This is a genomic window from Phenylobacterium sp. (genome assembly GCF_030697305.1).
Lineage (GTDB): Bacteria > Pseudomonadota > Alphaproteobacteria > Caulobacterales > Caulobacteraceae > Phenylobacterium.
Genome location: NZ_JAUYQL010000010.1, coordinates 20809 through 46124 on the forward strand (window position 1 = coordinate 20809; position 25316 = coordinate 46124).

General features: G+C 66.5%; 26 protein-coding genes and 2 tRNA genes. 19 read left to right on the forward strand and 9 right to left on the reverse strand.

The genetic code is table 11. The features are described from left to right. Nucleotides 1-92: 92 nt before the first annotated feature. Complete coding sequence (locus Q8R27_RS00995; RefSeq protein ID WP_305697255.1) at nucleotides 93-1994, reverse strand: ferrous iron transporter B; 1902 nt, start codon at nucleotides 1992-1994, stop codon at nucleotides 93-95. After that, entirely contained in the window at nucleotides 1991-2320 is a 330-nt protein-coding gene (locus Q8R27_RS01000; RefSeq protein ID WP_305598008.1) for a FeoA family protein, read from the reverse strand. Before Q8R27_RS01000 ends, Q8R27_RS00995 begins: the two co-directional genes overlap by 4 nt. Before the next feature lie 146 nt (nucleotides 2321-2466). On the opposite strand from Q8R27_RS01000, the gene Q8R27_RS01005 reads away from it, so the two are divergent. The 8 genes from Q8R27_RS01005 to Q8R27_RS01040 all read left to right on the forward strand — a co-directional run bounded on the left by Q8R27_RS01005 (nucleotide 2467) and on the right by Q8R27_RS01040 (nucleotide 7010). Continuing rightward, a tRNA-Leu gene (locus Q8R27_RS01005) sits at nucleotides 2467-2551 on the forward strand. A 75-nt stretch (nucleotides 2552-2626) separates the two neighbouring features. Next, nucleotides 2627-3304, forward strand: coding sequence for a hypothetical protein (locus Q8R27_RS01010; protein WP_305697256.1), 678 nt, complete (start codon nucleotides 2627-2629; stop codon nucleotides 3302-3304). A 22-nt stretch (nucleotides 3305-3326) separates the two neighbouring features. Beyond that, nucleotides 3327-3767 carry a DUF805 domain-containing protein gene (locus Q8R27_RS01015; protein WP_305697257.1) on the forward strand — a complete coding sequence of 147 codons (441 nt, stop codon included), beginning with the start codon at nucleotides 3327-3329 and terminating at the stop codon, nucleotides 3765-3767. Nucleotides 3768-3813: 46 nt separating this feature from the next. Beyond that, a tRNA-Leu gene (locus Q8R27_RS01020) sits at nucleotides 3814-3898 on the forward strand. Between the two features lie 171 nt (nucleotides 3899-4069). Beyond that, a complete protein-coding gene (locus tag Q8R27_RS01025; RefSeq protein WP_305697258.1) occupies nucleotides 4070-4756 on the forward strand; it encodes a hypothetical protein in 687 nt (228 codons plus the stop codon). Nucleotides 4757-4761: 5 nt separating this feature from the next. Next, a complete protein-coding gene (locus Q8R27_RS01030; RefSeq protein WP_305697259.1) occupies nucleotides 4762-5331 on the forward strand; it encodes a DUF4304 domain-containing protein in 570 nt (189 codons plus the stop codon). Between the two features lie 67 nt (nucleotides 5332-5398). Then, the gene (locus Q8R27_RS01035) at nucleotides 5399-6295 is read left to right on the forward strand and encodes an alpha/beta fold hydrolase (protein WP_305697260.1); all 897 of its coding nucleotides are present in this window, start codon (nucleotides 5399-5401) and stop codon (nucleotides 6293-6295) included. A gap of 139 nt (nucleotides 6296-6434) precedes the next feature. Then, nucleotides 6435-7010 (forward strand): hypothetical protein, encoded by a 576-nt coding sequence (locus Q8R27_RS01040; protein WP_305697261.1) that lies wholly within the window; start codon nucleotides 6435-6437, stop codon nucleotides 7008-7010. Between the two features lie 16 nt (nucleotides 7011-7026). Here the strand turns inward: Q8R27_RS01040 and Q8R27_RS01045 are convergent, their stop codons facing one another. Continuing rightward, the gene (locus tag Q8R27_RS01045) at nucleotides 7027-7194 is read right to left on the reverse strand and encodes a hypothetical protein (protein ID WP_305598004.1); all 168 of its coding nucleotides are present in this window, start codon (nucleotides 7192-7194) and stop codon (nucleotides 7027-7029) included. A 334-nt stretch (nucleotides 7195-7528) separates the two neighbouring features. Here Q8R27_RS01045 and Q8R27_RS01050 point away from each other — a divergent pair, with 334 nt between their 5' ends. After that, complete coding sequence (locus tag Q8R27_RS01050) at nucleotides 7529-7795, forward strand: SWIB/MDM2 domain-containing protein (RefSeq protein WP_305598003.1); 267 nt, start codon at nucleotides 7529-7531, stop codon at nucleotides 7793-7795. A 68-nt stretch (nucleotides 7796-7863) separates the two neighbouring features. Here the strand turns inward: Q8R27_RS01050 and Q8R27_RS01055 are convergent, their stop codons facing one another. Continuing rightward, nucleotides 7864-8049: a DUF3606 domain-containing protein gene (locus Q8R27_RS01055; protein WP_305697262.1), complete on the reverse strand. Its 186-nt coding sequence runs from the start codon at nucleotides 8047-8049 to the stop codon at nucleotides 7864-7866. 165 nt (nucleotides 8050-8214) lie between these two features. Here Q8R27_RS01055 and Q8R27_RS01060 point away from each other — a divergent pair, with 165 nt between their 5' ends. Beyond that, entirely contained in the window at nucleotides 8215-9555 is a 1341-nt protein-coding gene (locus tag Q8R27_RS01060) for a nucleotide sugar dehydrogenase (protein ID WP_305697263.1), read from the forward strand. On the opposite strand, the gene Q8R27_RS01065 is transcribed toward Q8R27_RS01060, so the two are convergent. Beyond that, nucleotides 9545-11059: an MFS transporter gene (locus tag Q8R27_RS01065; protein WP_305697264.1), complete on the reverse strand. Its 1515-nt coding sequence runs from the start codon at nucleotides 11057-11059 to the stop codon at nucleotides 9545-9547. The two genes, Q8R27_RS01060 and Q8R27_RS01065, sit on opposite strands and share 11 nt — an antisense overlap. Before the next feature lie 569 nt (nucleotides 11060-11628). Here Q8R27_RS01065 and Q8R27_RS01070 point away from each other — a divergent pair. The 4 genes from Q8R27_RS01070 to Q8R27_RS01085 are packed head-to-tail and all read left to right on the forward strand — an operon-like array spanning nucleotide 11629 to nucleotide 15428. Beyond that, the gene (locus Q8R27_RS01070; RefSeq protein WP_305697265.1) at nucleotides 11629-12414 is read left to right on the forward strand and encodes a 2-keto-4-pentenoate hydratase; all 786 of its coding nucleotides are present in this window, start codon (nucleotides 11629-11631) and stop codon (nucleotides 12412-12414) included. A 2-nt stretch (nucleotides 12415-12416) separates the two neighbouring features. After that, the gene (locus tag Q8R27_RS01075) at nucleotides 12417-13349 is read left to right on the forward strand and encodes an acetaldehyde dehydrogenase (acetylating) (RefSeq protein WP_305697295.1); all 933 of its coding nucleotides are present in this window, start codon (nucleotides 12417-12419) and stop codon (nucleotides 13347-13349) included. Then, nucleotides 13349-14383 carry a 4-hydroxy-2-oxovalerate aldolase gene (gene dmpG, locus Q8R27_RS01080; protein WP_305697266.1) on the forward strand — a complete coding sequence of 345 codons (1035 nt, stop codon included), beginning with the start codon at nucleotides 13349-13351 and terminating at the stop codon, nucleotides 14381-14383. Before Q8R27_RS01075 ends, dmpG begins: the two co-directional genes overlap by 1 nt. Nucleotides 14384-14408: 25 nt before the next feature. Continuing rightward, the gene (locus tag Q8R27_RS01085; RefSeq protein ID WP_305697267.1) at nucleotides 14409-15428 is read left to right on the forward strand and encodes an amidohydrolase family protein; all 1020 of its coding nucleotides are present in this window, start codon (nucleotides 14409-14411) and stop codon (nucleotides 15426-15428) included. Nucleotides 15429-15492: 64 nt separating this feature from the next. Here the strand turns inward: Q8R27_RS01085 and Q8R27_RS01090 are convergent, their stop codons facing one another. Next, on the reverse strand, nucleotides 15493-16251 hold the full coding sequence (locus Q8R27_RS01090; RefSeq protein ID WP_305697268.1) for a FadR/GntR family transcriptional regulator: 759 nt from the start codon (nucleotides 16249-16251) through the stop codon (nucleotides 15493-15495). A 305-nt stretch (nucleotides 16252-16556) separates the two neighbouring features. Between Q8R27_RS01090 and Q8R27_RS01095 the strand changes: the two genes are divergently transcribed. The 5 genes from Q8R27_RS01095 to Q8R27_RS01115 all read left to right on the forward strand — a co-directional run bounded on the left by Q8R27_RS01095 (nucleotide 16557) and on the right by Q8R27_RS01115 (nucleotide 22770). Beyond that, a complete protein-coding gene (locus Q8R27_RS01095; protein ID WP_305697269.1) occupies nucleotides 16557-17759 on the forward strand; it encodes an acyl-CoA dehydrogenase family protein in 1203 nt (400 codons plus the stop codon). A gap of 26 nt (nucleotides 17760-17785) precedes the next feature. Further along, nucleotides 17786-18910 (forward strand): acyl-CoA dehydrogenase family protein, encoded by a 1125-nt coding sequence (locus Q8R27_RS01100; protein WP_305697270.1) that lies wholly within the window; start codon nucleotides 17786-17788, stop codon nucleotides 18908-18910. Between the two features lie 149 nt (nucleotides 18911-19059). Next, nucleotides 19060-19800, forward strand: coding sequence for a TetR/AcrR family transcriptional regulator (locus tag Q8R27_RS01105; protein WP_305697271.1), 741 nt, complete (start codon nucleotides 19060-19062; stop codon nucleotides 19798-19800). 84 nt (nucleotides 19801-19884) lie between these two features. Then, on the forward strand, nucleotides 19885-20619 hold the full coding sequence (locus Q8R27_RS01110; RefSeq protein ID WP_305697272.1) for an SDR family NAD(P)-dependent oxidoreductase: 735 nt from the start codon (nucleotides 19885-19887) through the stop codon (nucleotides 20617-20619). 72 nt (nucleotides 20620-20691) lie between these two features. Next, the gene (locus tag Q8R27_RS01115; protein WP_305697273.1) at nucleotides 20692-22770 is read left to right on the forward strand and encodes a TonB-dependent receptor; all 2079 of its coding nucleotides are present in this window, start codon (nucleotides 20692-20694) and stop codon (nucleotides 22768-22770) included. Nucleotides 22771-22777: 7 nt separating this feature from the next. On the opposite strand, the gene Q8R27_RS01120 is transcribed toward Q8R27_RS01115, so the two are convergent. Genes Q8R27_RS01120 through Q8R27_RS01130 form a run of 3 tightly spaced genes read right to left on the reverse strand, consistent with a single transcriptional unit; the run spans nucleotide 22778 to nucleotide 25316 of the window. Beyond that, nucleotides 22778-22888: a DUF2474 family protein gene (locus Q8R27_RS01120; RefSeq protein WP_305697274.1), complete on the reverse strand. Its 111-nt coding sequence runs from the start codon at nucleotides 22886-22888 to the stop codon at nucleotides 22778-22780. Next, the gene (gene cydB, locus Q8R27_RS01125) at nucleotides 22888-23892 is read right to left on the reverse strand and encodes a cytochrome d ubiquinol oxidase subunit II (protein WP_305697275.1); all 1005 of its coding nucleotides are present in this window, start codon (nucleotides 23890-23892) and stop codon (nucleotides 22888-22890) included. Before cydB ends, Q8R27_RS01120 begins: the two co-directional genes overlap by 1 nt. Continuing rightward, a complete protein-coding gene (locus Q8R27_RS01130; RefSeq protein WP_305697276.1) occupies nucleotides 23889-25316 on the reverse strand; it encodes a cytochrome ubiquinol oxidase subunit I in 1428 nt (475 codons plus the stop codon). Before Q8R27_RS01130 ends, cydB begins: the two co-directional genes overlap by 4 nt.

The window sequence follows — 25316 nt, forward strand, 5'->3', positions numbered from 1 at the left end:
TAGCAGGGCGTTAAAGCCGGAACCTCTCTTCGCCTGTCACCTGGAGCGCGAGCGCGCAGCCTGCAACCGATCTCGCCTGGCAGGCGAATCCCTCAGCCGGCCCCCATGGCGACGGCGACGCGGTACACCAGCAAGGAAGACAGGTACGCCAGCGCTGTCATGTAGAAGAACATCACCGCGGCCCACATCCAGCTGTTGGTCTCGCGCTTCACCACGCCCAGCGTCGCGGCGCACTGCGGGGCGAACACGTACCAGGCCAGGAACGACAGGCCGGTGGCCATCGACCAGTGGTTTGACAGCGTGGTGGCCAGCGCGCCGGGGGCCGCATCCGCGTCGGCCACGGCGTACACGGTGCCCAGCGCCGCAACCGCAACTTCCCGTGCGGCGAAGCCCGGCACCAGGGCTACGGTCATCTGCCAGTTGAAGCCGATCGGGGCCAGCAGCGGTTGGACCGCATGGCCGATCATGCCGGCGAAGCTGTAGTCGATGGCCGGCTGCGTCGCGCCGGGGGGCGGTCCGGGGAAGGTCGACAGCACCCAGACCAGCACCATCAGCGGCAGGATCAGGCGCCCGGCGCGGCTGATGAAGATCATCGCCCGTTGCCACAGGTTGCGCAGCACGTTGGCCGGGTCTGGCGCCTTGTAGGTCGGCAGCTCCATCAGGAACGGCTCGACCGCGCCGCGCCAGAACACCTTGCGCGCCAGGAACGAGATCGCGAGCGCGCTGAGGATGCCGGCGGCGTAGAGGCCGAACATCACCAGGCCTTGCAGGGCGAACATGCCGCCCACCGTGCGCTGCGGAATGAAGGCCGAGATGATCAGGGTATAGACCGGGATCCGCGCCGAACAGGTCATCAGCGGCGCGACCAGGATGGTGGTCAGCCGGTCGCGTTTGTTGTCGATCGTCCGCGTCGCCATGATGCCGGGGATCGCGCAGGCGAAGCTGGAGAGCAGCGGGATGAAGGCGCGCCCGTGCAGGCCCGCCCCGCCCATGATGCGGTCCATCAGAAACGCGGCCCGGGCCATGTAGCCGAAGTCCTCCAGAACCAGGATGAAGAAGAACAGCACCAGGATCTGGGGGATGAACACCAGCACGCTGCCGACGCCGGAGATCAGGCCGTCGACGATGAAGCTGCGCGCCAGCCCATCGGGCAGCACGGCGGCGACCAGTTGGCCCAGCCACAGGAACGCCGCCTCGATGCCGTCCTGCGCCGGCCCGGCCCAGGTGAACACCGCTTGGAACATGACGAACAGCAGGGTCAGCAGGATCGCCAGGCCGGCGACCGGGTGCAGCAGCACGGCGTCGGCGCGCGCAGTGAAGGTGTCGGGGCGTTCCGGCGGGCGGACATAGGCCTTGAGGATGCGCTGGGCTTCCCGGTGGGCGCGGCGGATCTCGGCGGCCGCCGGCTCGCGCCAGGTGTTGTCGAGGGCGGGGGCCGCGGCCTGGACCACCTCATCGATCTTGGCGACCAGCTCGTCGATCCCGCGCTTGCGGGTGGCGACCGTGGTGACGATCGGGCAGCCCAGTTCGCGCGACAGCCCGTCCAGGTCGATGCGCAGGCCCTGACGCTGGGCGATGTCGTACATGTTCATCGCCAGCACCATGGGGCGGCCGACGTCGCGCAGTTCCAGGATCAGCCGCAGCACCAGCCGCAGGTTGGTGGCGTCGGCGACGCAGACGATGACTTCGGGCGTCTCCTCGCCGGCCAGGCGGCCCAGCACCGCGTCGCGGGTCACCGCCTCGTCGGGGCTGCGCGCGCGCAGGGAGTAGGTGCCGGGCAGGTCGAGGATCGACAGGCGCCGGCCGCTGGCCGTTTCGACGTGGCCTTCCTTGCGCTCGACAGTGACGCCGGCGTAGTTCGCGACCTTCTGGCGCGCGCCGGTGAGCGCGTTGAACAGCGCCGTCTTGCCGGAATTGGGATTGCCCACCAGGGCGATGCGGGCGGGCGCCAGGCCCGCCGCGCGCGGCGGGGCGGTAAGGACGGCCTCGCTCATCGGGCGCGCCGCGCGTCCAGCCGGATGTAGACGTCTTCGGCGTCGCGCCGCCGCAAGGCCACGCGCATGTCGTCCAGCCGCACGGCCAGCGGATCGGCGCCGATCGCGCCCTGGTGCATCACCTCGATCTGAGCGCCCTCGACGAAGCCGAACTCCAGCAGCCGGCGCTCCAGCTCGTGCACGTCGACCCCGTGGCCGTCGGCATGGCTCTCGGCGCGAACCTCGACGATCACCCCGCGGTCGCCGACCCGCGCCGCGCTCAGGCGCAGCACCTGGCCGTCGGCGACGGCCGCGCCGTCATCGGGCTGGGCGAGGGTTTCAGTCATGGAGCGTCCCGACGGCCGCAAAATGCGACTGATTATCAACTATGTCATCGCCGTCGGGGGTGCAAGGGCGGCGCGTTGACGCTCGCCGTTCGATGGCTAGAGTGCCGGCCGCCTCCGGCTGGTCGCTATGCGCCGCCGGGCCGCGCGCGGGCGTGGTGGAATTGGTAGACGCGCCGGACTCAAAATCCGGTTCCGCAAGGAGTGTCGGTTCGAGCCCGACCGCCCGCACCACGCCTGAATGTTCCTATTTTGTTCTTGACTTCAAGCTGCGCTGTGAGACAGTGGGCGAGGGAAGGCGTCCGGCAATTGAGCGAGAAACATATGGCGCGTATGTCGACGAGTCAGCCGAGGACAGTTCAGGATGTTGATGGCGAGCCATATCGCCAAATGATCGCCGGTCATCAACAGCGACAGTCGAACTTGGAGAAATCGCTGACTGACGCCGGACAGAAGGTGCGGGCTTTTGCAAAGACGCATCCCGGCGCCATCGAATCGATAATTCCCGTGTGGGGCTCAGCGCGTGAGGCGATTGCGGACGCCTCCGACGGCGATGTCCCTGGCGCCGTAGGCAATGCGTTGCTTGCCGGTACCGACCTGCTAGCCGGGGGATTGATCGTAAAGGGCGTGGTCCGGGGCGCGAAGGTGCTCAGGCCTGGCGTTTCGACTTCCTGGAAGGCGGTTCGTGGCCGCATGGGCAAGGAAGGTTACTTGCAACCTTATCAGCATGGACACCATGCATTGATCCCCAACAATGGATGGGGAAAGGCAATTCCGGACGCAATCAAGAATCACCCACTGAACATCAAGGGCATGCCGAACCGAGAGGTCCACGGCCGAATTCATGGTTCCTACAAAAGCAAGCTGCAGTACAGTATTCCGGAGCGCTATTATTACGGTACGCCCGCATGGGTGAAGGCAGGCAGCGCGTCCGCCGTGGGGCATCCTGTCGTGAGCGCCAGGGAGGCGGCGGAACGCCGGCGATGATTTGAGGCGGGCTATCTGGCGGTTGCTGAACCGCTTCCTGTTTGCAGAGGGGCGGGCCGATCGCCGGGAGTACTGGCTCGTAGCCGCCCCTCTTGTCGTCTGGATCACATCCCACGCCATCTACTTGGAGACTCGATGGCCGGAAGGTCCAGCAGACGGAGAGCAGGGCTTTGCAGGGTTTCTCTTTCGCTTTTTTGTGGCGTTTCCGTTTCTGATTTCAATTGTCGCGCGACGCTTGCATGACCTTGGACACAGCATCCTTCTGGTGTCGGCGATCATGCCCGTTGTCCTGATTGTACACTCGTTCGACGAGGACATGGAGGCTGGTTGGCTGAAGATACTTCTTGTCTCATTACAATTCGCCTTCTACGCCGCCGGTCTCCTCACCCTGGGGTTGCTCAAGGGACAGCAGGCTGAAAATGAACACCGCCCGCCCAAGCGCGAGCGTTCCGGCGAGCCTTGACGCACCGCCGCCTCTAAATTGCCTTGCCCCGCTGGCCGGGCCGCGCGCGGGCGTGGTGGAATTGGTAGACGCGCCGGACTCAAAATCCGGTTCCGCAAGGAGTGTCGGTTCGAGCCCGACCGCCCGCACCAGCTGCTCTCTCAATTGACGACAAAGGCGATCGCCTGAGTGTTGGAGCGAAAATGTTCCTGATTTGTTCTTAATTTCCTAGCTTGGCTGTGACAGTGTGTCGGTGGCAGCCTCGTGGGGGACGAGCGGTATGCGGCTTCGCCATTGGTCCAACGCGCCATTGGAGAGAAATCGTGGCTGAGTCTGGTTCATATGCCCGCGGCGACCAGCCGCGTAGTGTGGCCGATCCTTTGAAGGGGCCTTACGCGAAGATGGCTGGGGCGCAGAGCGCCTACAACGCTCGGCAAGAAGAATACGCCGAGCGCCACAGGCATGACGACGGAATGTATCGCCCCTCGGCGGACAGCGTCGAAGAGCTTCGGCGACAGCAGGCGGCGTTCAAGAAGACGGAACACGCAATCAGTCGGGATAATGCGTGGATGGCTGTGCCCGCGCTTGCGCCGGCCGCGGCGATCCTGGGGCTGGAGACAGCGGCGATGATCGCTGCGCGCATGGCGCCGGCTATCCTTCCGAGGGGGCCTCATCAGTTTGCGCAGCGCGACCCCTACCTGAGTGTGGGCGACAATTGGGCGACCCGCGCGGGTCGGCGCGCGCATGCGGCGTTGCGCGAGAAGGTGGCGCGGAAGCCAGGATGGGAGTCTGAACAGGGCGTGCGGTTGCCAGATGGCCGTTTGGTCAGGCCTGATGTTCTGACACCGTTCCGAGTTCGCGTCGCCGGAAAGGCTGCGAAGCCCTACCAAATGGAGCTCAAGCCGAACACGGAGTCGGGCCGCCGCGCGGCGGCGAAGGCGATGAGGAAGTATGAGGGGACCCAAGTGAAAACGCGCCCCATCTTCTACGACCCGACGCCGTTCATATGACTCGCTTGTCCTATACCAAGGCGCTCGATCGCGTCCTTGGGCCGCTCGGTTTCGTTCGCGATAAGAAGGATTGGGTCCGCATCCGTGGCGACATCTGGGATTGCGTCAATCTGCAGAAGAGCTGGATCGACGGAGCCGTGACCGTAAGCCTGTACGGCAAGGATCTCGAGACAGACAGGGTCCTCAGATCGATCGAATGCGGTGTCGTGCTCGGCGTGATCCCGGTCGCTGAGCGGATCGGTATTTTGATCGATGGCTACGACCGGTGGTGGAAGAACGATCCGAATGGGCCACTCGAACTTTCCGAAGCAGTGCGGGAGCATGCGATCCCTTGGTTCGACCGGATCCAGACGCTCGAGGACCAGGCGTCGATCTGGTACTCGCGAACCGCCACCGGACGGCCGTGGGGAAGGCAGCATCTTGGAGAGCTCGCGATAACGCTTTTCAGGTTGGGCGCTATCGACGAAGCGTTGTCGTTTTTCGATGCGCCGGTGCCAAAGACGGCAAATCCACACACTGTGGCCACGGGGAGATGCGTGCAGCGTTGGCTGGAAGGCCACAAGCGCAGCGTTTGAAACGCCGCGTCCGCCTCTAGGGCTCGGCGCGCGTTGACAGTCCGTCGCCCCTGCGCTGTCTCACCCCATGCCCAACCCCCTGAACATCATCGGCGCTGGCGTGCTGGACGTGGCCTACGAGACGCACGGGCCGGCGGACGGCCAGGCCGCGGTGCTGCTGCACGGCTTTCCCTATGACGTGCGGTGCTACGATGCGGTGGCGCCCCTGCTGGCGGCGCAGGGGATGCGGGTGATCACGCCCTACCTGCGCGGCTATGGGGCGACGCGGTTCGTGGAGGCTTCGACGCCGCGCTCCGGCGAACAGGCGGTGCTGGGGATGGATCTGCTGGCGCTGCTGAACGCGCTGGGGATCGGCCGGGCCGTGCTGGCCGGCTACGACTGGGGCGGGCGCGCGGCCTGCGTGGTCGCGGCCCTGTGGCCGGAAAGGGTGGCGGGCCTGGTCAGCGGGACCGGCTACAACATCCAGGACATCGCCGCCTCCGTGCGGCCGGAGCCGCCTGAGGCCGAGGCGCGCTACTGGTACCAGTACTACTTGCATGGCGAGCGAGGTCGCGAGGGGCTGACGCAGAATCGCGGGGCGTTCGCGCGGCTGCTATGGCGGATGTGGTCGCCGGACTGGGCGTTCGACGAGGCGACCTTCGCGCGCACCGCGGCCTCGTTCGACAATCCGGACTTCGTCGAGGTGGTGGTGCATTCCTACCGGCACCGCTTCGGCCTGGTCGCCGGGGATCCGGCGGCGGCCGACGTCGAGCGGCGACTGGCGGCGAGACCTTCGATCGGCGTTCCCACGATCAACCTGCACGGCGCCGGCGACGGGGTGGGGCCGCCGGCGGCGGTGGACGCGGCGCTCAAGCGCTTCACCGGCCCCTACGAGCGCCGCCTGCTGGACGGCGTCGGCCACAACATTCCGCAGGAGGCGCCGCGCGCCTTCGCCGAGGCGGTGCTGGCGCTCGCGGCGGCGTGAGGGGCGGCGCGCGAGCGATTCGTTGACATACCTTCGTTCCGCGAGGATTCTGCGGGCGAGCCGGGGCGAGCGCGCCCGGACGGCCGGAAAGGCCGGAAAAAGGCGCGCCGCAACTCCGGTCGACGGCCAGGAGGACGTCATGCGCAAGGCTCTTGCAGCGTGTGTCGGCGGGTTGGCGTTGTGCGGCGCGGGAAGCGCTACAGCGGCGATCATGGTGTTGGGCGGCGGGCTGGCGGAGGCCTGCGCCCAGGCGGCGATCCAGGGCGAATCCGACCTCAGATACGAGCAGATGTGCACCGCCTCGATGGACGACGAGGCGCTGAGCGGCCGCGACATGGCGGGCACCCTGGTGAACCGCGGGGTGATGCGTCTGCGCCGCGCCAACTGGGACTCGGCCAAGCGGGATTTCGATAAGGCGTCGCGCATCCAACCCGACCTGGGTGAAGCCTACGTCAATCGTGGCGCGGCGTTTCTTGGAATGAGGCGCTACCCGGAAAGTCTCGTCGAGATCAACCGTGGCCTGGAGCTGGGTGTCGAGGAGCCTGCGAAGGCCTATTACAACCGCGCCCTGGCGCATGAGGGCCTGGAAGACGCGAAGTCAGCGTATCTGGACTACCAGAAGGCGCTCGAATTCAATCCCCTCTGGGAATTGCCGAAAGAACAACTGTTGAGATTCAAGGTTCAGCGCCGCATGGTCCCGGCGCCCTTGAGTTGACGAAGACGCCCTGGCGTCAGCTGAATTCGGAGCTGGCCAGCCGTGCATTGACCGCGGCCTCGCAGGCTTGGCGATCGGGGTCCATGCCGCTGGCGACGGTTTCGCCGTCCTCGTCATAGACTGACCAGGTCCAACCGTCCTCGGCCTGGGCGAGGGAATAGGCGAAGCGTGTCGAGCCGTTCATATGCGGAACCATATCGCTACTGCACCCTAAATGCCGCTGCACTGCAGCATGAACGCACGAACGATGCTAGGGTTACATCGCGATCGCAAATCCTGGGAGCCGACTCTTTCGTGATTTGCATAGCCGTTGGTCGCGACGACTCGCCTCTCGGGCGCACGCCTTGGATCACTTCGCAGTTTTCGCGTTGTCGTTGCTGTTTCGCCGACTTAGAACGATTCGGCGGCGAGGCAGTTCGCACGCTCGCGGGCAGCCGGCCTTTCGGAACCGAACGCTGCTGCGGGCTTTCCGCGAACGTCGGGCGACCGCATAAACGATTGGGAGCTGTAGAACCAAGATGGCCGAAGCCGCCGCGAAAAAACCGAACGCCCTCCAGAAGCCGCTGCAACCCTCCGCCGAGCTCGCTGCCGTGGTCGGATCGGCCAAGCTCTCGCGTGGCGAGGTGGTCTCCAAGACCTGGGAATACATCAAGAAGAACAACCTGCAGAACCCCGCCAACAAGCGCGAGATCGTCGCTGACGACAAGCTGCGCGCGGTGTTCCACGGCAAGGACCGGGTGACCATGTTCGAGATGAACAAGCACCTGGCGCAACACCTGAAGTAGGTCACATCACGGCTGGACGGTCCGCCGCCGGCGGGCCGTCCGTGGCCGTGGACAGGCGGGCGGCGGCGCTAGAGCGCTTCGGGCCGACCCAGCCAAATGGCGACAGCGGTGCGGTTCGGGCCCACTGCGCGCACCGCCTCGTCGATATCCTCAGCACTCACCGCCAGACGTTTGCACCAGTAGTCGACCTGCAACGCGTCTTGCCGGTCGATGAGAGGCTGGGTCTCGAAGCTGCGAGGTTCGGCGGGTCGCATGGGCGCTCTCCCGTGAGGCGGCTTAGGGGAAGGTAACTCACACCACGCGATCGATGTTCCCAGGCGGCGTTGGCGCACGCCGCGCTTTCGGCGGATGAAAGCCTTCGCGAAAAGTGGGATGCAGGGCGCGCGCCGTCGACCGCGGTCGCGTTGGAGGGACTGGCCTTGAGCGACACCGGGGGCTTCACACAGCTTCGCGACGCCATTGAGCAGCGCACCGCCGTGGTCGGCGTGATCGGCCTGGGCTACGTGGGCCTGCCGCTGGCCGCCGCCGCCGCGCGTGCGGGTTTCCCTGTGGTGGGCTTCGACACCGACCCCGCCAAACCCGCGCAGATCAACGCCGGGCGTTCCTACATCGATGCGGTGGACGGTCGCGTGCTGGCCGATCTGGTGGCGCGCGGGCGGATCAGCGCCACCGACGACCTGTCGGGCCTCGCCGGCTGCGACGTGGTGGTGATCTGCGTGCCGACGCCGCTGACCCGACATCGCGATCCCGATCTGTCCTATGTGGAGGCTACCACGCGGGCGATTGCGCAACACCTGCGTGCGCCCCAGCTCGTGGTGCTGGAATCCACCACCTACCCCGGCACCACGCGTGAGGTGCTGAAGCCGATCCTGGAGGCTGCTGGCCACGTGTCGGGCCGCGACGCCTTCCTGGCCTTCTCCCCGGAGCGGGAGGACCCCGGCAACGCGGCGTTCAGCACAGTGACCATCCCGAAGGTGGTGGCCGGCGACGGCCCCGAGGCTCAGGCCCTGGTCGTCGCGCTTTATGGCGCGATCGTCGACAAGGTGGTGCCGGTCTCGTCGCTGGACGTGGCCGAGGCGGTGAAGATCACCGAGAACATCTTCCGCGCCGTGAACATCGCCCTGGTCAACGAGCTGAAGGTAATCTTCAGCGCCATGGACATCGACGTCTGGGAGGTCATCGAGGCGGCCAAGACCAAGCCGTTTGGCTACATGCCGTTCTATCCGGGGCCGGGCCTCGGCGGCCACTGCATCCCCATTGATCCGTTCTACCTGACCTGGAAGTCGCGCGAGTTCGAGTTGCCGACCCGCTTCATCGAGCTGGCCGGCGAGGTCAACCTGTCGATGCCGCGCTATGTGGTCGACAAGCTGGCCGAGGCGCTGGACCGGCGCCTTCGGCTGGCGCTCAGCGCCTCCCGCGTGCTGGTGTTGGGGCTGGCCTACAAGAAGAACGTCAGCGACCTGCGCGAGAGCCCGTCGCTGAAGCTGATCGAACTGCTGGAGGCCCGCGGCGGCGAGGTCAGCTTCCACGATCCGCACATCGCCGAGATTCCGCCGACCCGCGAATGGGGCCATCTCGCCGGGCGCAAGTCCGTGGCCTTGGACGCGGGCGCGCTAGCCGGCTTCGACGCCGTGCTGATCGCCACCGACCACGACATGGTCGACTACGCTCTGGTCGTGCGCCACGCCAAGCTGGTGGTCGACACGCGAAACGTGGTGGCGCGGCTGGGCCTCGACCCTGAGCGGGTGGTCAAGGCCTAGCGCCGGCCGGCGGCGCGCCCAGGATCCCCACGTCGCTCTCCTCGGCGACCACCGCAGCGGTCGGCGTCGCCGCATGGCGTTCGTTCAACAGGCGGCGCGTCTCGTCGAACTTCGATCTGCTGATCCGGTAGCGCGCGTAGAAGAACGCCGCGATGACGGCCGGGGTGCTGGCGATCGGGCCGTCCACCCAGGCAAGGCGATACAGGGTGTCGGCGTCGACCTGGCCGGGGACGGCCTTCTCCGGGAAGGCGATGGCGGTCAGGACCAGGCCCGCGATCACTTGGCCGATGGCGGTGTCGAGCTTGGAGAACAGCGTGCGGGTCGAATAGAGCACGCCCTCCTGGCGGTGGCCGATGCGCAACTCGTTCTCATCGGCGATGTCGCCCATCGCCGAGAGAGTCGAGATCGTCATGATGCAGCCGAACGTCGACTGCAGGACGTAAGCGGCCAGCAGGACGTGCATCAGCCACGGATGGTCAGCGTCCAATACGCCGGCGATGCCGAGCGTCACCGGGATGGCGTGGGCGACGGCCACGACCGCGCAACCCAGAGTCATGCCGAACCGCTTGCCGAAGCGGGTGTGGATCCAGGATGTGACCGCAAAGCCGATGAAGAAGCCGGCCACATTCGCCAGCACGAACCAACGGATGTGCTCGGACGTCAGCTCCCAGTAGAAAGTGTTGATGTACAGCGCCAGGCCCGAGCGAATGCCGGTCGTCATGGCGATGAAGAACATCCCAATCAGCATGAACACGTAGTTCCGATTGGTGAAGACCGCCCCGATGTCCTTCATGAACGCGAACGGCGAGAACGGCGCCAGGTCGTCGGGCAGTTTGGCCATCAACGCGATGCGGTCGCGGGTGAACCACGCCGACACGAACAGCAACAGCAGCACCGCCGCGCCGGCGGCATACCCGAACGGCGCGTAGGCGTCCGGGTTCAGCAGGCCGCGCGGGTATTCCTCGGTCTTGTGGAAGAAGAAGGTGAGCGCGACGAAGACCACGCCGGCCGTGCCGAACTGGCCGAACAGCGTGTTCCAGCTGAGCACCCGACTACGCTCGGTGAAGTCCTTGGTCATCTCGGCGGCCAGCGCCAGGTGCGGCGTGTGGTAGACGGCCATGCAGACCCGCATGGAGGAGACGAACGCCGTAAACCACAGGAACAGCCAGAAGCCGGAAAGCATCTCCGGAGGATTGAACACGGCGATCAGGCTGAGCACCACGGGGATCGGCGCGGCGAACATGAAGGGGTGGCGTCTTCCCCATTTGCTGCGCGTTCGGTCGGAGATCGAGCCGATGATGGGGTCGGAGAAGCCGTCCAGCAGAAGGCTCGCGCCGAGCGCAAGACCGGTCCAGGTGGGATCCAGGCCACGCACCTGATTGTAGAAGAAGAAGGCGTAGCTGGAGACGGCGAAGAGCGCGATGTTCTCCGCTGTGGTGCCGACGGCGAACGTGATTTTGGTGAACAGCGGCACGCGCGCCGATGCGGCCGGTAGAGCGACCATCTCGTTCTCCTCCCTTGCGCCGAGTTGACCCCGGTCGTCCTTCCAATCAGTGTTGACGCTACGGCTATGTCAACGACAGATAGGTTTCAGCCCCGAAATTCGGATCAGCCGGTTTGCGAAGACCTGAGCGGGCGGCTTGACTGACGGCGGCGGCAAGACCGTCGGCTTGGACGGTTCGGCTTTGTGACGCTATTTGGCAGGACGTCTGCTGTTCTCGACCTGACGCCAATAAGATTGATTCAATCAAGATGAGCCGTGCGCAAATTCCGGCGCGACGCCAACATCCCTGGCTATCGAGACGTTCACGAAGGAATTTACGGCTCGGACAATGAGACTGGCCGCCGCGTTGGACCGCCAAGAGGGCGCGCGCTACGCCGTGGTTGACTAGGGTGCGGCCTCGTGGCTTACCCGATGTCATTGAGAGCGTGACGACAAACGCCGGTAGGATGCGATGGGAGGACGTTGCAGACGTCGGTCATCTGTCCACGGCGGCGACGCGGCGCTCCAGCCCAGGCGAGCGGCCGGCCGTCCCGACTTTTCGCCCTCGTCAAAGGATGACTCGACCGACCATGACTGACGCCACGCTCATCTCCGAAATCGCGACCCGCCTGGAAAAAGCCGAGGCCGACGTCAAGGGCATTCCGCCAATCGCACCCGAGCTCACCGCCGGCGACCTGGGGTCGGCTTACGCCATCCAGGCGGAACTCACCCGGCGCTCGCTGGCCAAGGGCCGCCGCCTTGTGGGCCGCAAGGTCGGCCTGACGTCTGAGGCCGTGCAGAAGCAGCTGGGAGTCAACCAGCCCGACTACGGCGCGCTGTTCGCCGACATGGAGGTGTTGCACGACAGCACCATCGCGGCGAACACCATGATCATGCCCCGCATCGAGGCGGAGATCGCGGTGATCCTGAAGAAGGGCCTGCCGCACGCCGACTGCACCATGGCCGAACTGATCGCCGCCGTGGACTACGCCGTGCCGGCCCTCGAGATCGTCGATAGCCGCATCTCGGAGTGGAAGATCAGCATCCTCGACACCATCGCCGACAACGGCTCCAGCGCGCGCTACTGCCTGGGCCTGGAGCCCAAGCGGCTGACCGACCTGGATCTCGAGACCTGCGGCATGATCATGACCGCCGACGGCGCTCCAGTGTCGCTCGGATCTGGCGCGGCCTGCCTGGGCCATCCGCTGAAGGCGGCCCACTGGCTGGTGCGCACAATGGCGCAGGCCGGATCGCCGCTCGCCGCGGGCGACGTGATCATGACCGGCGCGCTCGGTCCTATGTATACTGTTCAAGGCGGCCAGCGCATCGAGGCGCGTATCGGCGGCTTCTCCCCTGTTCGTGTCGCTTTCGGTTAGGAATCATGTCGAAAACCAAGGTTGCGATCATCGGCTCCGGCAATATCGGCACGGACCTGATGCGGAAAATCCAGCGGATCGGCCGCAATGTCGAAGTGGCGGCGATGGTCGGCATCGACGCCAACTCCGAGGGCCTGCGCATGGCCCGCGAGAGCGGCGTGGCGATAACCGCCGAGGGCGTCGAGGGGCTGGTCAAGCTTCCCGAGTTCAAGGACATCGAGATCGTCTTTGACGCCACCTCCGCCGGCGCCCACAAGCACCACGATGCGGTGCTGCGCGCGCACGGCAAGCGGATCCTCGACCTGACGCCGGCGGCCATCGGGCCGTTCTGCATCCCGGTGGTCAACGCCGCCCAGCACCAGGACGAGATCAACCTCAACATGGTGACGTGCGGCGGCCAGGCGACCGTGCCGATCGTGGCTGCGGTCAACCGCGTCGCCCGGGTCCGCTACGGCGAGATCGTCGCTTCGATCTCGTCGAAGTCGGCCGGTCCCGGCACCCGCGCCAACATCGACGAGTTCACCCAGACGACGTCGCGGGCGATCGAGGAAGTCGGCGGCGCCCAGCGGGGCAAGGCGATCATCATCCTCAACCCGGCCGAGCCGCCGCTGCTGATGCGCGACACGGTCTATTGTTTGAGCGACGAGGCCGATCCGGACGAGATCCGCAAATCGGTCGAGGAGATGGTGGCTGCGGTGGCGAAATATGTTCCCGGCTATCGGCTGAAGCAGGAGGTCTTGGTCGAACACGTCGGCTCGAACATCCCGCTGCACATCCCGGGCTACGGCGAATTCACCGGCCTGAAGACCTCGGTGTTCCTCGAAGTCGAGGGGGCCGGCGACTTCCTGCCGAAGTATGCCGGCAATCTCGACATCATGACTTCGGCGGCGCTGAGCATCGCCGAGCAGTGGGCTGAAAAGAAGGTGACCGCGTAATGAGCGATCCTGTGAAGCTGTACATCCAGGACGTCACCCTGCGGGACGGCATGCACGCCGTCCGTCACAGCCTGACCGCGGCCCAGGTCGGCGAGATCGCCGGCCTGCTGGACTCCGCCGGCGTCGCCGCCATTGAAGTGGCGCACGGCGATGGCTTGTCCGGCTCCAGCGTCAACTACGGGTTCGGTCGCGAGACCGACAACGACTGGATCTCCGCCGCCGCAGCCGCGGTCAAGACCGCCAAGCTGACCACGCTGCTGATCCCCGGGATCGGTACGATTGAAGACCTCGAAGAGGCCTACAAGCGCGGCGTGCGTTCGGTGCGCGTGGCGACCCACTGCACGGAGGCCGACATCTCCAAGCAGCACATCGAGACCGCCCGTCACCTGGGCATGGACGTCTCGGGCTTCCTGATGATGTCGCACATGAGCGAACCCAAGGACCTGGTCGTCCAGGGCAAGCTGATGGAGAGCTACGGCGCCCACTGCATCTACGTGGTGGATTCCGGCGGCGCTCTGAACATGAACGGCACCCGTGACCGCGTGCGCGCCTATCGCGACGGCTTGAAGCCTGAAACCGAGATCGGCATCCATGCCCACCACAACCTGGCGCTGGGCGTGGCCAATTCGATCGTCGCCGTCGAGGCCGGGGCCACCCGTGTCGACGCCTCCCTCGCCGCTCAAGGGGCCGGGGCGGGCAACGCTCCGCTGGAGGTTTTCGTCGCCGCCGCCGACAAGATGGGTTGGGATCACGGCTGCGACCTCTACAAGCTGATGGACGCCGCCGACGACGTGGTGCGCCCGTTGCAGGATCGCCCGGTGCGAGTCGACCGCGAGACGTTGACCTTGGGTTATGCTGGGGTCTATTCGAGCTTCCTGCGCCATGCGGAGAACGCTCGCGACGCTTTCGGCGTCGATGTTCGCGACATCCTGGTGGAGTTGGGCCGTCGCCGGATGGTGGGCGGTCAGGAGGACATGATCGTCGACGTCGCCCTCGATCTGGTCAAGGCGCGCGAACAAAAACAACCGGCCTGAGCTTAGGCCCAGGGGAGGCCCAGCCATGAACAACCCATCCGCTCGCCTCAAGGCGGGCCCCGTCGACATGCACTCGCACATGACCCCGCACGACTTCCCGGCGGGGCCGGCGGGGGAGGCGCGGTGGCCCTGCATGCAGCACACCTCGGCGACCACCGCCACGGTGATGATGGGGGACAAGCCTTTCCGCCAGCTCGACAACCGCTCCTGGGACCGACGCAAGCGGATCGAGGACATGGATCGCGACGGCGTCTCGGTGCACGCGCTGTCGCCGATGCCGGAACTGCTGTCCTATTGGTTCGGTCCGGACGCAGCGACCGCGATGTGCGACCTGATGAACCAGGACATCGCCGACCATTGCGCGGCCGAACCCAGCCGTTTCGCGGGCCTGGGCATGGTGCCGATGCAGGATCCCGCCTTGGCGGTGAAGCATCTGGAGCGGGTGAAGAACGTCTACGGCCTTTCCGGGATCGAGGTCGGCAGCAACGTCAACGGCAAGTACCTCGGCGACCGGAGTTTCGACCCCGTCTGGGAGGCCGCCGAGTCCCTGGGTCTGGCGGTCTACGCCCACGCCCTGCACCCGCTGGTCACCCAGGGCCTTGATCTGCCGATGGTGTTGACCAACACCGCCGGCTTCCCGATCGACACCGCGATGACCGTGGCCTCGATGCTGGCCAACGACACCATCGGCCGTTTCCCGAACCTGCGTATCGGCTTCAGCCATGGCGGTGGTGCGGTGGCGCCGATCGTTTATCGGCTGGACTGGCTCTGGAATCTGGGCGGCGACATGGCGGGATCGATGCCAAACCGGCCGCGCGACATGGCCGCGAAGATGTACTTCGACAGCAATGTCTATGACACGACCTACCTGAAGCACCTGTGCGAACACCTGGCGCCGGGCCACATTTTTCTCGGCACCGACTATCCCTACGTGATCGAGCAGACCGATCCGGTCGGCTACGCCAAGCGTGCGAACCTCAACAATGACCAGCTCGACTCGCTGCTGTTCGGCGCGGCGCACAAGTTCCTGCGCCACCATCATTAAGACGATGGACGAGCGAGCGCCTTAGCGGCGCGCGCTCGTCCGTCCGCGTCCTGTTTGGACCGCTCTACTTGGACTGCAGGACCTTGGCTCCGCCGTGCGCATCGACGTAGGCGTGCAGTTGGCCCAGGTGAACCTCCATCAGATGCACGGCCGTATCGGTGTCGCGGGCGCGGATGGCGTTGACGATTGGCCGACGGCGCTCCGATAGACCCTCGCCGACGCTCTGCGGCTTCAGCTTGGTCAGCAGGTCGGTCGCAATCAGGGTGACGGCCTCGATCAGGATCTGCAGCACCCCGTTGTGCGCGGCCGCGGCGATCAGAGTGTAGAAGGCCCCGATGCCGGCGATGCGGCTGTTCATGTCGGTGGCCCTGTCGACCTGTTCGAGACTGGCCTCGATGGCGGCCAGGTCTTCTTCGGTCGCACGTTCGCAGGCCATCCGCACTGCGAAGCTCAACAGGCAAGTGCGCGTCTCGGTCAGATTGTCGAGCGACAGGTTGCCTAGCGAAAGCATGTCGCTGATCGACATGGTCACGCCGGTGGAGCTCATGTCGCGGATGAACGCGCCGCCGTAGACGCCCTTGCGGAATTCCAGCACGCCTGAGGCTTCCAGCGCGCGCAGCGCCTCGCGCACCGCTGCGCGGCTGACGCCGAGCTGTTCGGCCATGTCGCGCTCGGAGGGGAGTTTGTCGCCGGAGCGCAGCTTGCCGAGCGTCACATCCTGACGGATCTGCTTGCAGACGTCCTCGAACACTCGGCGGCTCTGCGGGCGCGTTGCGCGCGCAGGCGCGCGTTCGATCACAGCGCTGCTTTGTTCGTCGCTCATACGCACCTGTCCGTAAGGGCCGACCGATGATTCAATCGCATGTTCGAACTAGGCTATCACATCAATCCGCAAGGTGGCGCAATTGGTCAAACCATTGGTTGGCGTGGCGGCGACCCAGGTTCCAGCCGGCCGGCAGGCTCGTGGGATACGCAGTCGCCGGCGGGAATCCTCAACCGGCTTGACGGCGACCTTGCGTTGGCTAACAAGCGGTTGTTAGATTTGACCTCAATGAAAAACGCGTCCGCGCCATATGCAGCGGGCCACGCTATTTGACCAGAATTTTCAGTGAAAGTGGGAGAGCCCAGATGGATTTCGATATTGCAGGCGAAGACGACCCGAGACGGCTCGAGATTCGAGAGTGGGTCAAGAAACATCCTAATCCGACGCCGCGCGAGATGCTGGATTCGGGCTACGAGGTGCCCCACTGGCCGGCGCCTTACGGCCTCAGCGCCAGCGCGGAGCTACAACTCATCGTCGACGATGAACTCAAGCGCGCCGGCATCAAGCGGTCGGGCGACCTAGTGGCGCAGAACAACTGCGGTCCTTCGCTGCTGACCCACGGCACGCCGGAAGCCAAGGCCCGCTATCTCGAAAAGGGCCTGATGGGCGAAGAGCACTGGTGCCAGCTGTTCAGCGAGCCCTCGGGCGGCTCCGACCTCGGCGCGCTTCGCACCACCGCGACCCGTGACGGCGACGACTACATCATCCGCGGTCAGAAGATCTGGACCTCGAACGCCAACCACGCCCACGTCGGCTGCATCGTCGTGCGCACCGATCCGCACGCCGCCAAGCATGCGGGCCTCACCTGCTTACTCGTCGAGCTGAAGAACAATCCGGGCGTCACAATCCGCCCGATCGAGGACATGACCGGCCACGAGAATGAGTTCAACGAAGTGTTCTTCGACGATGTCCGTGTGCCGGCGAGCAATCGCCTGGGCGAGGAAGGCGACGGCTGGCGCCTGACCATGCAGATGTTGGGCAGCGAGCGGGTCCACATGGGCAAGCCCGGTGCGGTTTGGGGCTACGGCCCGACAGCCCGTGACCTGATCACCGGTCTGCACGCGATCGGCAAGCTCAACGACGGCGCGGTCCGCGACGAGGCGGCCAAGCTCTATATCGAAGGCGAGATGGTCCGGCTTCTGAACTACCGCCGGCTCAGCGACCACGTGAACGCCAAGCGCCCAGGTCCGGAATCGGCGGTCGCCAAGATGATCGCCGCGCCGCATGGACAGAAGATGCTGGCGCTCGCCAAGCTGGTGCAGGGGCAGGCCGGCCTGATCGCCGGCGAGAAGGTGTTCCCGACCCCGGAGAGCACCGAGTTCGGCGGCCGTGGCACCTGGGACGTGGGCTTCTGGTTCAGCCCCGCCATCACGCTCGGCGTCGGCACCCAGGAGGTGCTGAAGAACGTGGTCGGTGAGCGTCTGCTTGGCCTGCCGCGCGAACTCGATCCGTCCGCCAAGGGCGATTGGACAGAAAACCAAAAGGCGTTGAGCCGCGCCGCGGCTTAAGTCGCGGGTCAATTAGGGAAAAGACGATGAACTTCTCACTTGATGACGACCATCGGATGCTTCGCGACACGGCGCGGGTGTTTTTGGAGAAAGAGATCAATCTTGATCCGATCCTGAAGAACCCGAAGTCCACGGTGGCTGACTCCGGCTACGAGGCGAACTGGCAGAAGATCGCCGAGCTGGGTTGGCCTGGCCTGGTGATCCCGGAGGAATACGGCGGCTCGGGCATGACGCCGCTGGACCTGGTGATGATCGTCCAGGAGATCGGCCGCACAGTGGCTCCGACGCCGCTGCTGGGGGCGCTGGCCGGCGCCTGGTCGCTGATGAAAGCGGGCTCCGAGAGCCAGAAGCAGAAATACCTGGCCGCGCTGGCGGCGGGCGAGACCAAGATGGCGCTGGCGGTGAGCGACGCCAACGGCGAGTACGACGGTCCGTCCTCGGACGCCAAGGCGACCCAGGCGGGTTCCGGCTACAAGATCAACGGCTCGAAGTCGTTCGTGGTCGACGGCGGCTCGGCCGACACCCTGGTGGTGGCGGCGGAGAACGGCGGCAAGCGTGGCCTGTTCCTGGTCGACGCGAAGCAGGCCGGCGTGGACGTCAAGGTCCTGCCGTGGAAGGACGTGACCCGTGAAGTGGTCAACATCAGCTTCAAGGACGCCGACGCCGAGCTGCTGGCGGCTGACGACGCGGACATCTGGCCGTGGGTGCGCGACCGGCTGCTGCTGACGCTGGCGGCCGACAGCGCGGGCGGACTGCAGCGGATCCTGGAGATGAGCACCGAGTACGCCAAGGAGCGGGTGGCGTTCGGCAAGCCGATCGGCGCCTACCAGTCGATCAAGCACGGCCTGGCCGACACTTTCGGGACCAGCGAAGCGGCGAGCGTCGGCGTGCTCTACGCCGGCTGGGCGCTGTCGGACGACAACGAGGAAGGCCCGATCGCAGCGGCGATGGCCAAAGCCTACACCAGCGACGCCTACAGCGCGGCCACGCACCAGAGCATCCAGATCTTCGGTGCGATCGGCTTCACCTGGGAGATGAAGAACCATCTCTACTTCAAGCGTGCGCGGTCGAATGCGGAGCTGTTCGGCGGCGCCAGCGCCCAGCGTAGCCGCGTCCTCGACATGGCCGTGACCCGCAAGGCCGCAGCCTAAGCCACACCGTCCGCTCCCCGCCCAGACACCGGGGCAGGGAGCGGACGTTCGAGCTGTACTTCACCGCAGCGCCGTCTCCCGCGAGCGTGGGGAGGCGCGCGAACGAGCGACGGCGGTGATTCGAGCGCCTGACGACAGGAGGCAGGTTGATGGCCAAAGCCAAGGCGAGCGCCCGATCGGACGAGCGGCAGGACATTGTGCCCGAGCCGGCCAACCGCGAATTCACCCGCAAGCCGACGGCCCGCGCCGCCGCCGCCTCGCAGACCCGCCGCCCCAAGGGCGAGGAACCCGGCGAAGACCCGACAAAGGCCGACATCACGCGGGCCAACATCATCAAGACCGCCTTGCGCCTGAGCAAGACCAAGGGCCTGACCGCGATCACCCTGCGCGACATCGCCACCGCGTCGGGGATGAAGGCCGGCAGCATCTACTACCACTTCGAATCCAAGGATGATCTGATCCGCGCCGCGCTCAAGGATGGCGTCGGCCGCGGCATGGCCGCGCTGAACAAGGGCATTGAGGCGCTGGGCTCCCACAGTTCGCCGCTGGACCGGCTGGAGGCGGCGCTCCGCATCCACCTGCACATGTCGACGCGGGAGCCGTTCGCCCAACGGGTCTTCGCGCTGCGCCAACTGCCGAAGCCGCTGCGTGAGGAACAACTCGAACAGGAGCGTCAGTACGCGGCGATCTTCGGCCGCCTGTTCGACGAGGGCGAGGCGCAGGGCCTGTGGCGGCCCGAGTTCGACCTTAAGGTGGTCCGCTACCTGGTGCTGGGTTCGTTGATCTGGGTCGGCACCTGGTACAACCCGAAGGGTCCTCTGACGCTTGATCAGATCATCGACCAGGTCATGGCGCTGTTGCGCGAAGGCCTGATTCGCAAGCCCGCTTGACGCTACGACGCCGGTTTACAGCGTCCTTGAATTGATCCAACCACTTGAGCGCCTCGGAACGGGGCTGCAGCGACGAGGCATGACGTGGATTATCTGAATTTCTCCGGCAAGACGGTGCTGGTGGTCGGCGGTTCGAGCGGCATCGGCAACGCCATTTCGCACGCCTTCCTGGACGCCGGCGCCAAGGTGCATGTGTGGGGGACGCGCGCCAGCGCCGCGGACTATGCCGGCGATGAGGGGTCCGACCTGACCGGCTTGAGCTATGACCGGATGGACGTCAGCGACTTCGCCGCCATCGAGGCCTACAAGCCGCCGTTCGACAGTCTCGACGTGCTGGTCTGCTGCCAGGGGCTGGTGATCTACAATCGCGCGGAGTTCAAGACCGAGACCTTCCGCAAGGTAGTCGACGTGAACCTCAACAGCCTGATGGCCTGCGCCGAGAAATTCCACGACATGCTCGCCGCCGCCAAGGGCTCGGTGATCCTGGTGAGCTCGACGGCGGCCTTCCATTCGACCCGCGGCAATCCGGCCTACAACGCATCCAAGACCGGGGCGATGGGACTGACGCGCGTCCTGGGGGACGCCTGGGCGCGCGACGGCATCCGGGTCAACGGCATCGCGCCGGGCATGGTGGATACCAAGATGACCAAGGTCACCACCGACAACCCGGAACGCCTGGCCGGTACGCTGCAGGGCATCCCGATGCGCCGGCTCGGACGGCCCGAGGAGATGGGTACGGTAGCGTTGTTCCTGGCCTCGCCGATGGCCTCCTACATCCTGGGCCAGACCATTCCCGTTGACGGTGGCGGCATCCTCTAGCCGCTACGCAGCGTAGCTTGATAGATGTTATGATATAACATACGAGACTTCTTCCACTGCGGAAGAGTCTCCATGCGCCTGACATCATTTCTGTTCTGCGCGCTCGCCGCCGCGGCGCCCTCAGGGGCCGCCGCGGCTTGCGGCGAGGTTTCTGAGATCGTCGTCACCGGCGCGCCCTACGCGGTGTCGCTGGACTCCGTGACCACCAGCGTCGAGGTTTTGACACGCGAGGCGCTTGAGACCGCGTCGCCGGCTGGCCTCGGCGACATGCTGGAGGCGATCCCCGGCGTGCGGTCCAGCGCCTTCGGACCGGGGGCGAGCCGGCCGATCATCCGCGGCCTTTCCGGCCCCCGGGTGATGATCCTGCAGAACGGCGTCGGCCTGATCGACGCCAGCACGCTCTCGCCAGACCACGCCGTGGCGTCGGAGCCCGCTCAGGCCACGCGGATCGAGGTGCTGCGCGGACCGGCGACGCTGGCCTACGGCGGCTCGGCGATCGGCGGCGTGGTCAACGTGCTCGACGACCGGATCGCCTCGCGCGTGGCGGACGGACCGTCGGGACGCGCCTCGCTTTCCGCCGGATCGGTGGACGACAGCGACGCGGCCGCCCTGGGCGTGAAAATCGGCCTTGGACCCTGGGTGGCGACGCTGGATGCGGCGCGGCGCGCGAGCGGCGACTACGCCGTGCCGGTCGATCCCGTGTCACGGGCCTATGCGACGGCGAACGCTTTGGCCCCGCTACGCGACCGGCGCGTCCGCAACAGCGACGTGAGGCTCCAGGATTGGGGCGGCGGCCTCTCTTACGTGGGCGGCCAGGGCTACCTGGGCGTCTCGGCGAAGCGGACCGCCACACGTTACGGACTTCCGTATCCTCAGGCGGCCGGACCGCCGCCGCAGGAGGGACCGGTCTACATCGACCTGAAGCAGACGCGACTCGATCTGCGCGGCGAGGCCGCGACGGATCTGGGCCCGTTCGACCGCATGCGATTGTCGCTGGGCCATGCCGACTACGAGCATGCGGAAATCGAGCGGGCGAGCGGCGCGGTGGGGACGCGGTTCCTGTCGAACGGGACGGAGGGCCGGCTCGAGTTGGTGCAGCGACAGCGCGGCGGCTGGCAGGGCGCGGTGGGCGTCCAGGGTCTGCAACGCGAACTGCAGGCGATCGGCGACGAAGCGTTCATCCCGCCGACGAGGATAAGTGAGGCGGCGGCGTTCGTGCTGCAGCGGCTGGACCGCGGCGGCTGGGGTGTCGAGGGCGGGCTGAGGATCGAGCGCCGGGACCTGCGCGCCGGGCTGCAGGGGCGGCCGACCAGCGAGGCGGCCGCGGCCAACGGCCTCGACTGGTCCAGCGTCAGCCGCCAACCCGTCTTCAACGACGTCTCGGCCTCGGCCGCGGCGTTCTGGCGGCCTCGGCCGGACCTGTTCGTGGGGCTCAGCGTCGCACGCAACCGCCGCGCGCCAACCGAGTTCGAGCTGTTCGCCGACGGGCCGCACGCGGGGACGGGCGCCTACGAGATCGGCGATCCTTCGCTGACGTCCGAACAGGCGACGTCGATCGAGGCCACCTGGCGCTGGACGCCGGCGCGCGGGCGACTGGAGGCGCACGTCTACCACGCCCGGTACGACGGCTATATCGAGCAGGCTCCCAACGGCGACCGGGTCGGCGAAGACGGCGGGTTGGACGTGGATGGCGAACTGCCGGTCTTCCGCTTCACCCAGACCGATGCGCGGTTCACGGGCGCCGAGGTCGAGGCGGCCTACCGGCTGTGGAGCGACGACGCCCGCAGCCTGAACCTGGAAGGGGACTTCGACACGGTGCGGGCGACGGCCGGCGTCGGGCGTCTGGCGCGGATCCCGCCTTGGTCGGCGACGGCGCGCCTGATCTGGGACGGCCCGAAGATCGAAGCTTCCTCCGAGGTGCGTCATGCGGCGCGGCAGGATCGCCTGGCGGCGTTCGAGACTCCCACCGAGGCCTACACGACGCTGGACGCGAAGCTGTCGTTCCGTCCCTCGCCGGCGCGCGACCTGCGGCTCTATGTCGAAGGCCGCAACCTGACCGACCAGGTGGTGCGCGAGCACGTGTCGTTCCTGAAGGACATCGCTCCGCAGCCTGGGCGATCATTCCGCGCCGGTGTGGCGGTCAACTTCTGACGGCCGCTCAGCCGATCCAAAGGCGCAGCAGCAGGGAGACCGCGCCGACCGCGGCGACGCCCGCGACCCAGAGGCCGACGAACCAGGCGAGGCGCCGCGCAGCTTGGGGCAAGGCCATCAGTGATAGCCCTCTGTCCCCGACTTTCCGCGAAACACCCAGTAGGAATAGGCCGTGTAGGCGATGATGATCGGGATCATCACCGCCGCGCCGACCAGGGTGAAGGCCTGGCTGGCGCTAGGCGCGGCGGCCTGATGGATGGTCAAAGCCCCGGGCACGATGTGGGGGAAGATGCTGACGCCCAGTCCCGCGAAGCAGAGCCCGAACAGGGTCAGCGCCAGCAGGAACGGCGCACGCTCGCGGCGCTTCTTCAGGGCCAGGAAGAACAGCACCCCGACCACTGCGACCAGCACCGGCACCTGGGCGGTGAACAGCACGCGCGGGAAGGCGAACCAGCGCTCGAAATAGACATGCTCCAGGAAAGGCGTCGCAGCGCTGACCAAGCCGACGCAGCTCAGTGTGGCGATCCCCAGCCGGCCGGCCCAGCGCCAGGCATGGTCCTGCAGAGATCCTTCGGCCTTCATGATCAGCCAGCAGGCGCCGAGCAGGGCGTAGCCGATCACCACGCTGACGCCGGCCAGCAGGCTGAACGGCGTCAGCCAGTCCCACCAACCGCCGGCATAGCCGCGGCCCTCGACCTTGATCCCCTGCAGCAAGGCGCCCAGGACCACGCCCTGGGCGAAGGCCGCCAGGACCGAGCCGCCGGTGAAGGCCACATCCCAGAACGCCCGGTGCGCGGGGTCGCGCCAGCGGAACTCGAAGGCCACGCCGCGGAAGATCAGCGCCAGCAGCATGGCGATCAGCGGGGCGTAGACCGCCGGCATCACCACCGCATAGGCCAGCGGGAAGGCGGCCATCAGTCCGCCGCCGCCCAGCACCAGCCAGGTCTCGTTGCCGTCCCACACCGGGGCCACGGAATTCATCGCCGTATCGCGTTCATTCCCCGGCTTGAAGATCGGGAACAGCACGCCGATGCCGAGGTCGAAGCCGTCCATCACCACATAGGCGAACACCGCGAACGCGATCACAAAGGCCCAGGCGGTCGGCAGGTCGAAAAAGCTCATCGCCGACCCTCGTCCAGGGTGCGGTCGGGGTCGATGGCGGGTGCGGGCGTGATGCCGGCCGAGCGGATCGGCGCGCCGGGCGCAGACGCCAAATCCGGCTCGTCGGCCTGGGGCGCGTGGGCCATCAGCTTGAGGATGTAGCCGGTCCCAGCGCCGAACACGACGAAGTAGACGACGACGAACGCGAGCAGCGAGGCGGCGACGGCGGGTGCGTCCAGGGGGGCTGCGGAGTGGGCGGTGCGCAGCAGCCCGTAGACGGTGAACGGCTGACGTCCCACCTCGGTGGTCACCCAGCCGGCCAGCACGGCGACAAAACCCGCCGGTCCCATGGCCAGGGCGAAACGGTGCAGCCAGCGCCAGTCGTACAGCCGGCCCCGCAGACGGGCCAGCACGCCGGCGGCGCCGAGGGCCAGCATCAGCATGCCCAGGCCCACCATGACCCTGAACGACCAGAAGACGATCGGCGTCGGCGGCCAGTCAGTGCGCGGGATGGTGTCGAGGCCGGCCAGGGGCGCGTTCGGATCATGCTTTAGGATCAGCGACGAGGCCTTGGGGATCTCAACCGCATAGCGCACCACGCCGGCGTCCTGGTCGGGCAGGCCGAACAGGATCAGCGGCGCGCCGTGCGGGTGGCTCTGGTAGTGACCCTCCATGGCCATCACCTTGGCCGGCTGGTGCTCCAGCGTGTTCAGCCCGTGCATGTCGCCGGCGAGGATCTGCAACGGCGCGACCACGGCGATCATGCCGGTGGCCATGGTGAACATCACCCGCGAGCCTGGGTTGGTGTTGTCGCGCAGGAGGTGCCAGGCGCCGACTGCGCCCACCGCCAGGGCCGTGGTCAGATAGGCCGCCATTACCGTATGGACGAGGCGGTAGGGGAAGGACGGGTTGAAGACGATCGCCCACCAGTCCAGCGGCGTGAACTGGCCGGCGGCGTTGATCCCGAAGCCCTGCGGGGTGTGCATCCAGCTGTTGGCCGCCAGGATCCAGAAGGCGGAGATGAAGGTGCCGATCGCCACCGCCAGCGTCGCGGTGAAGTGTAGGCCAGGGCCGACCCGCTTCAGCCCGAACAGCATCACCCCCAGGAAACCGGCCTCCAGGAAGAAGGCCGTCAGCACTTCGTACGCCATCAGTGGGCCGATCACCGGCCCGGCCTTGTCGGAGAACACCGACCAATTGGTCCCGAACTGGTAGGACATGACGATGCCGGAGACGACCCCCATGGCGAAGGTCAGGGCGAAGATCTTGATCCAGTACTTGAACAGCACAAGGAACACCTCGCGCCGCGTCGCCAGCCACAGCGCCTCCAGCACCGCCAGATAGCTGGCGAGCCCGATCGAGAAGGCGGGGAACAGGAAGTGGAACGAGACCGTGAAGGCGAACTGCATCCGCGCCAGGGTCACAGCGTCGAGCGGATCGAGCAT

Coding starts and splice junctions, on each gene's coding strand:
- Q8R27_RS00995 (WP_305697255.1), bottom strand. CDS start 1,994: ATGAGCGAGGCCGTCCTTACCGCCCCGCCGCGCGCGGCGGGCCTGGCG.
- Q8R27_RS01000 (WP_305598008.1), bottom strand. CDS start 2,320: ATGACTGAAACCCTCGCCCAGCCCGATGACGGCGCGGCCGTCGCCGAC.
- Q8R27_RS01035 (WP_305697260.1), top strand. CDS start 5,399: ATGCCCAACCCCCTGAACATCATCGGCGCTGGCGTGCTGGACGTGGCC.
- Q8R27_RS01040 (WP_305697261.1), top strand. CDS start 6,435: ATGCGCAAGGCTCTTGCAGCGTGTGTCGGCGGGTTGGCGTTGTGCGGC.
- Q8R27_RS01045 (WP_305598004.1), bottom strand. CDS start 7,194: ATGAACGGCTCGACACGCTTCGCCTATTCCCTCGCCCAGGCCGAGGAC.
- Q8R27_RS01050 (WP_305598003.1), top strand. CDS start 7,529: ATGGCCGAAGCCGCCGCGAAAAAACCGAACGCCCTCCAGAAGCCGCTG.
- Q8R27_RS01055 (WP_305697262.1), bottom strand. CDS start 8,049: ATGCGACCCGCCGAACCTCGCAGCTTCGAGACCCAGCCTCTCATCGAC.
- Q8R27_RS01065 (WP_305697264.1), bottom strand. CDS start 11,059: ATGGTCGCTCTACCGGCCGCATCGGCGCGCGTGCCGCTGTTCACCAAA.
- Q8R27_RS01070 (WP_305697265.1), top strand. CDS start 11,629: ATGACTGACGCCACGCTCATCTCCGAAATCGCGACCCGCCTGGAAAAA.
- dmpG (WP_305697266.1), top strand. CDS start 13,349: ATGAGCGATCCTGTGAAGCTGTACATCCAGGACGTCACCCTGCGGGAC.
- Q8R27_RS01085 (WP_305697267.1), top strand. CDS start 14,409: ATGAACAACCCATCCGCTCGCCTCAAGGCGGGCCCCGTCGACATGCAC.
- Q8R27_RS01090 (WP_305697268.1), bottom strand. CDS start 16,251: ATGAGCGACGAACAAAGCAGCGCTGTGATCGAACGCGCGCCTGCGCGC.
- Q8R27_RS01095 (WP_305697269.1), top strand. CDS start 16,557: ATGGATTTCGATATTGCAGGCGAAGACGACCCGAGACGGCTCGAGATT.
- Q8R27_RS01100 (WP_305697270.1), top strand. CDS start 17,786: ATGAACTTCTCACTTGATGACGACCATCGGATGCTTCGCGACACGGCG.
- Q8R27_RS01105 (WP_305697271.1), top strand. CDS start 19,060: ATGGCCAAAGCCAAGGCGAGCGCCCGATCGGACGAGCGGCAGGACATT.
- Q8R27_RS01115 (WP_305697273.1), top strand. CDS start 20,692: ATGCGCCTGACATCATTTCTGTTCTGCGCGCTCGCCGCCGCGGCGCCC.
- Q8R27_RS01120 (WP_305697274.1), bottom strand. CDS start 22,888: ATGGCCTTGCCCCAAGCTGCGCGGCGCCTCGCCTGGTTCGTCGGCCTC.
- cydB (WP_305697275.1), bottom strand. CDS start 23,892: ATGAGCTTTTTCGACCTGCCGACCGCCTGGGCCTTTGTGATCGCGTTC.
- Q8R27_RS01130 (WP_305697276.1), bottom strand. CDS start 25,316: ATGCTCGATCCGCTCGACGCTGTGACCCTGGCGCGGATGCAGTTCGCC.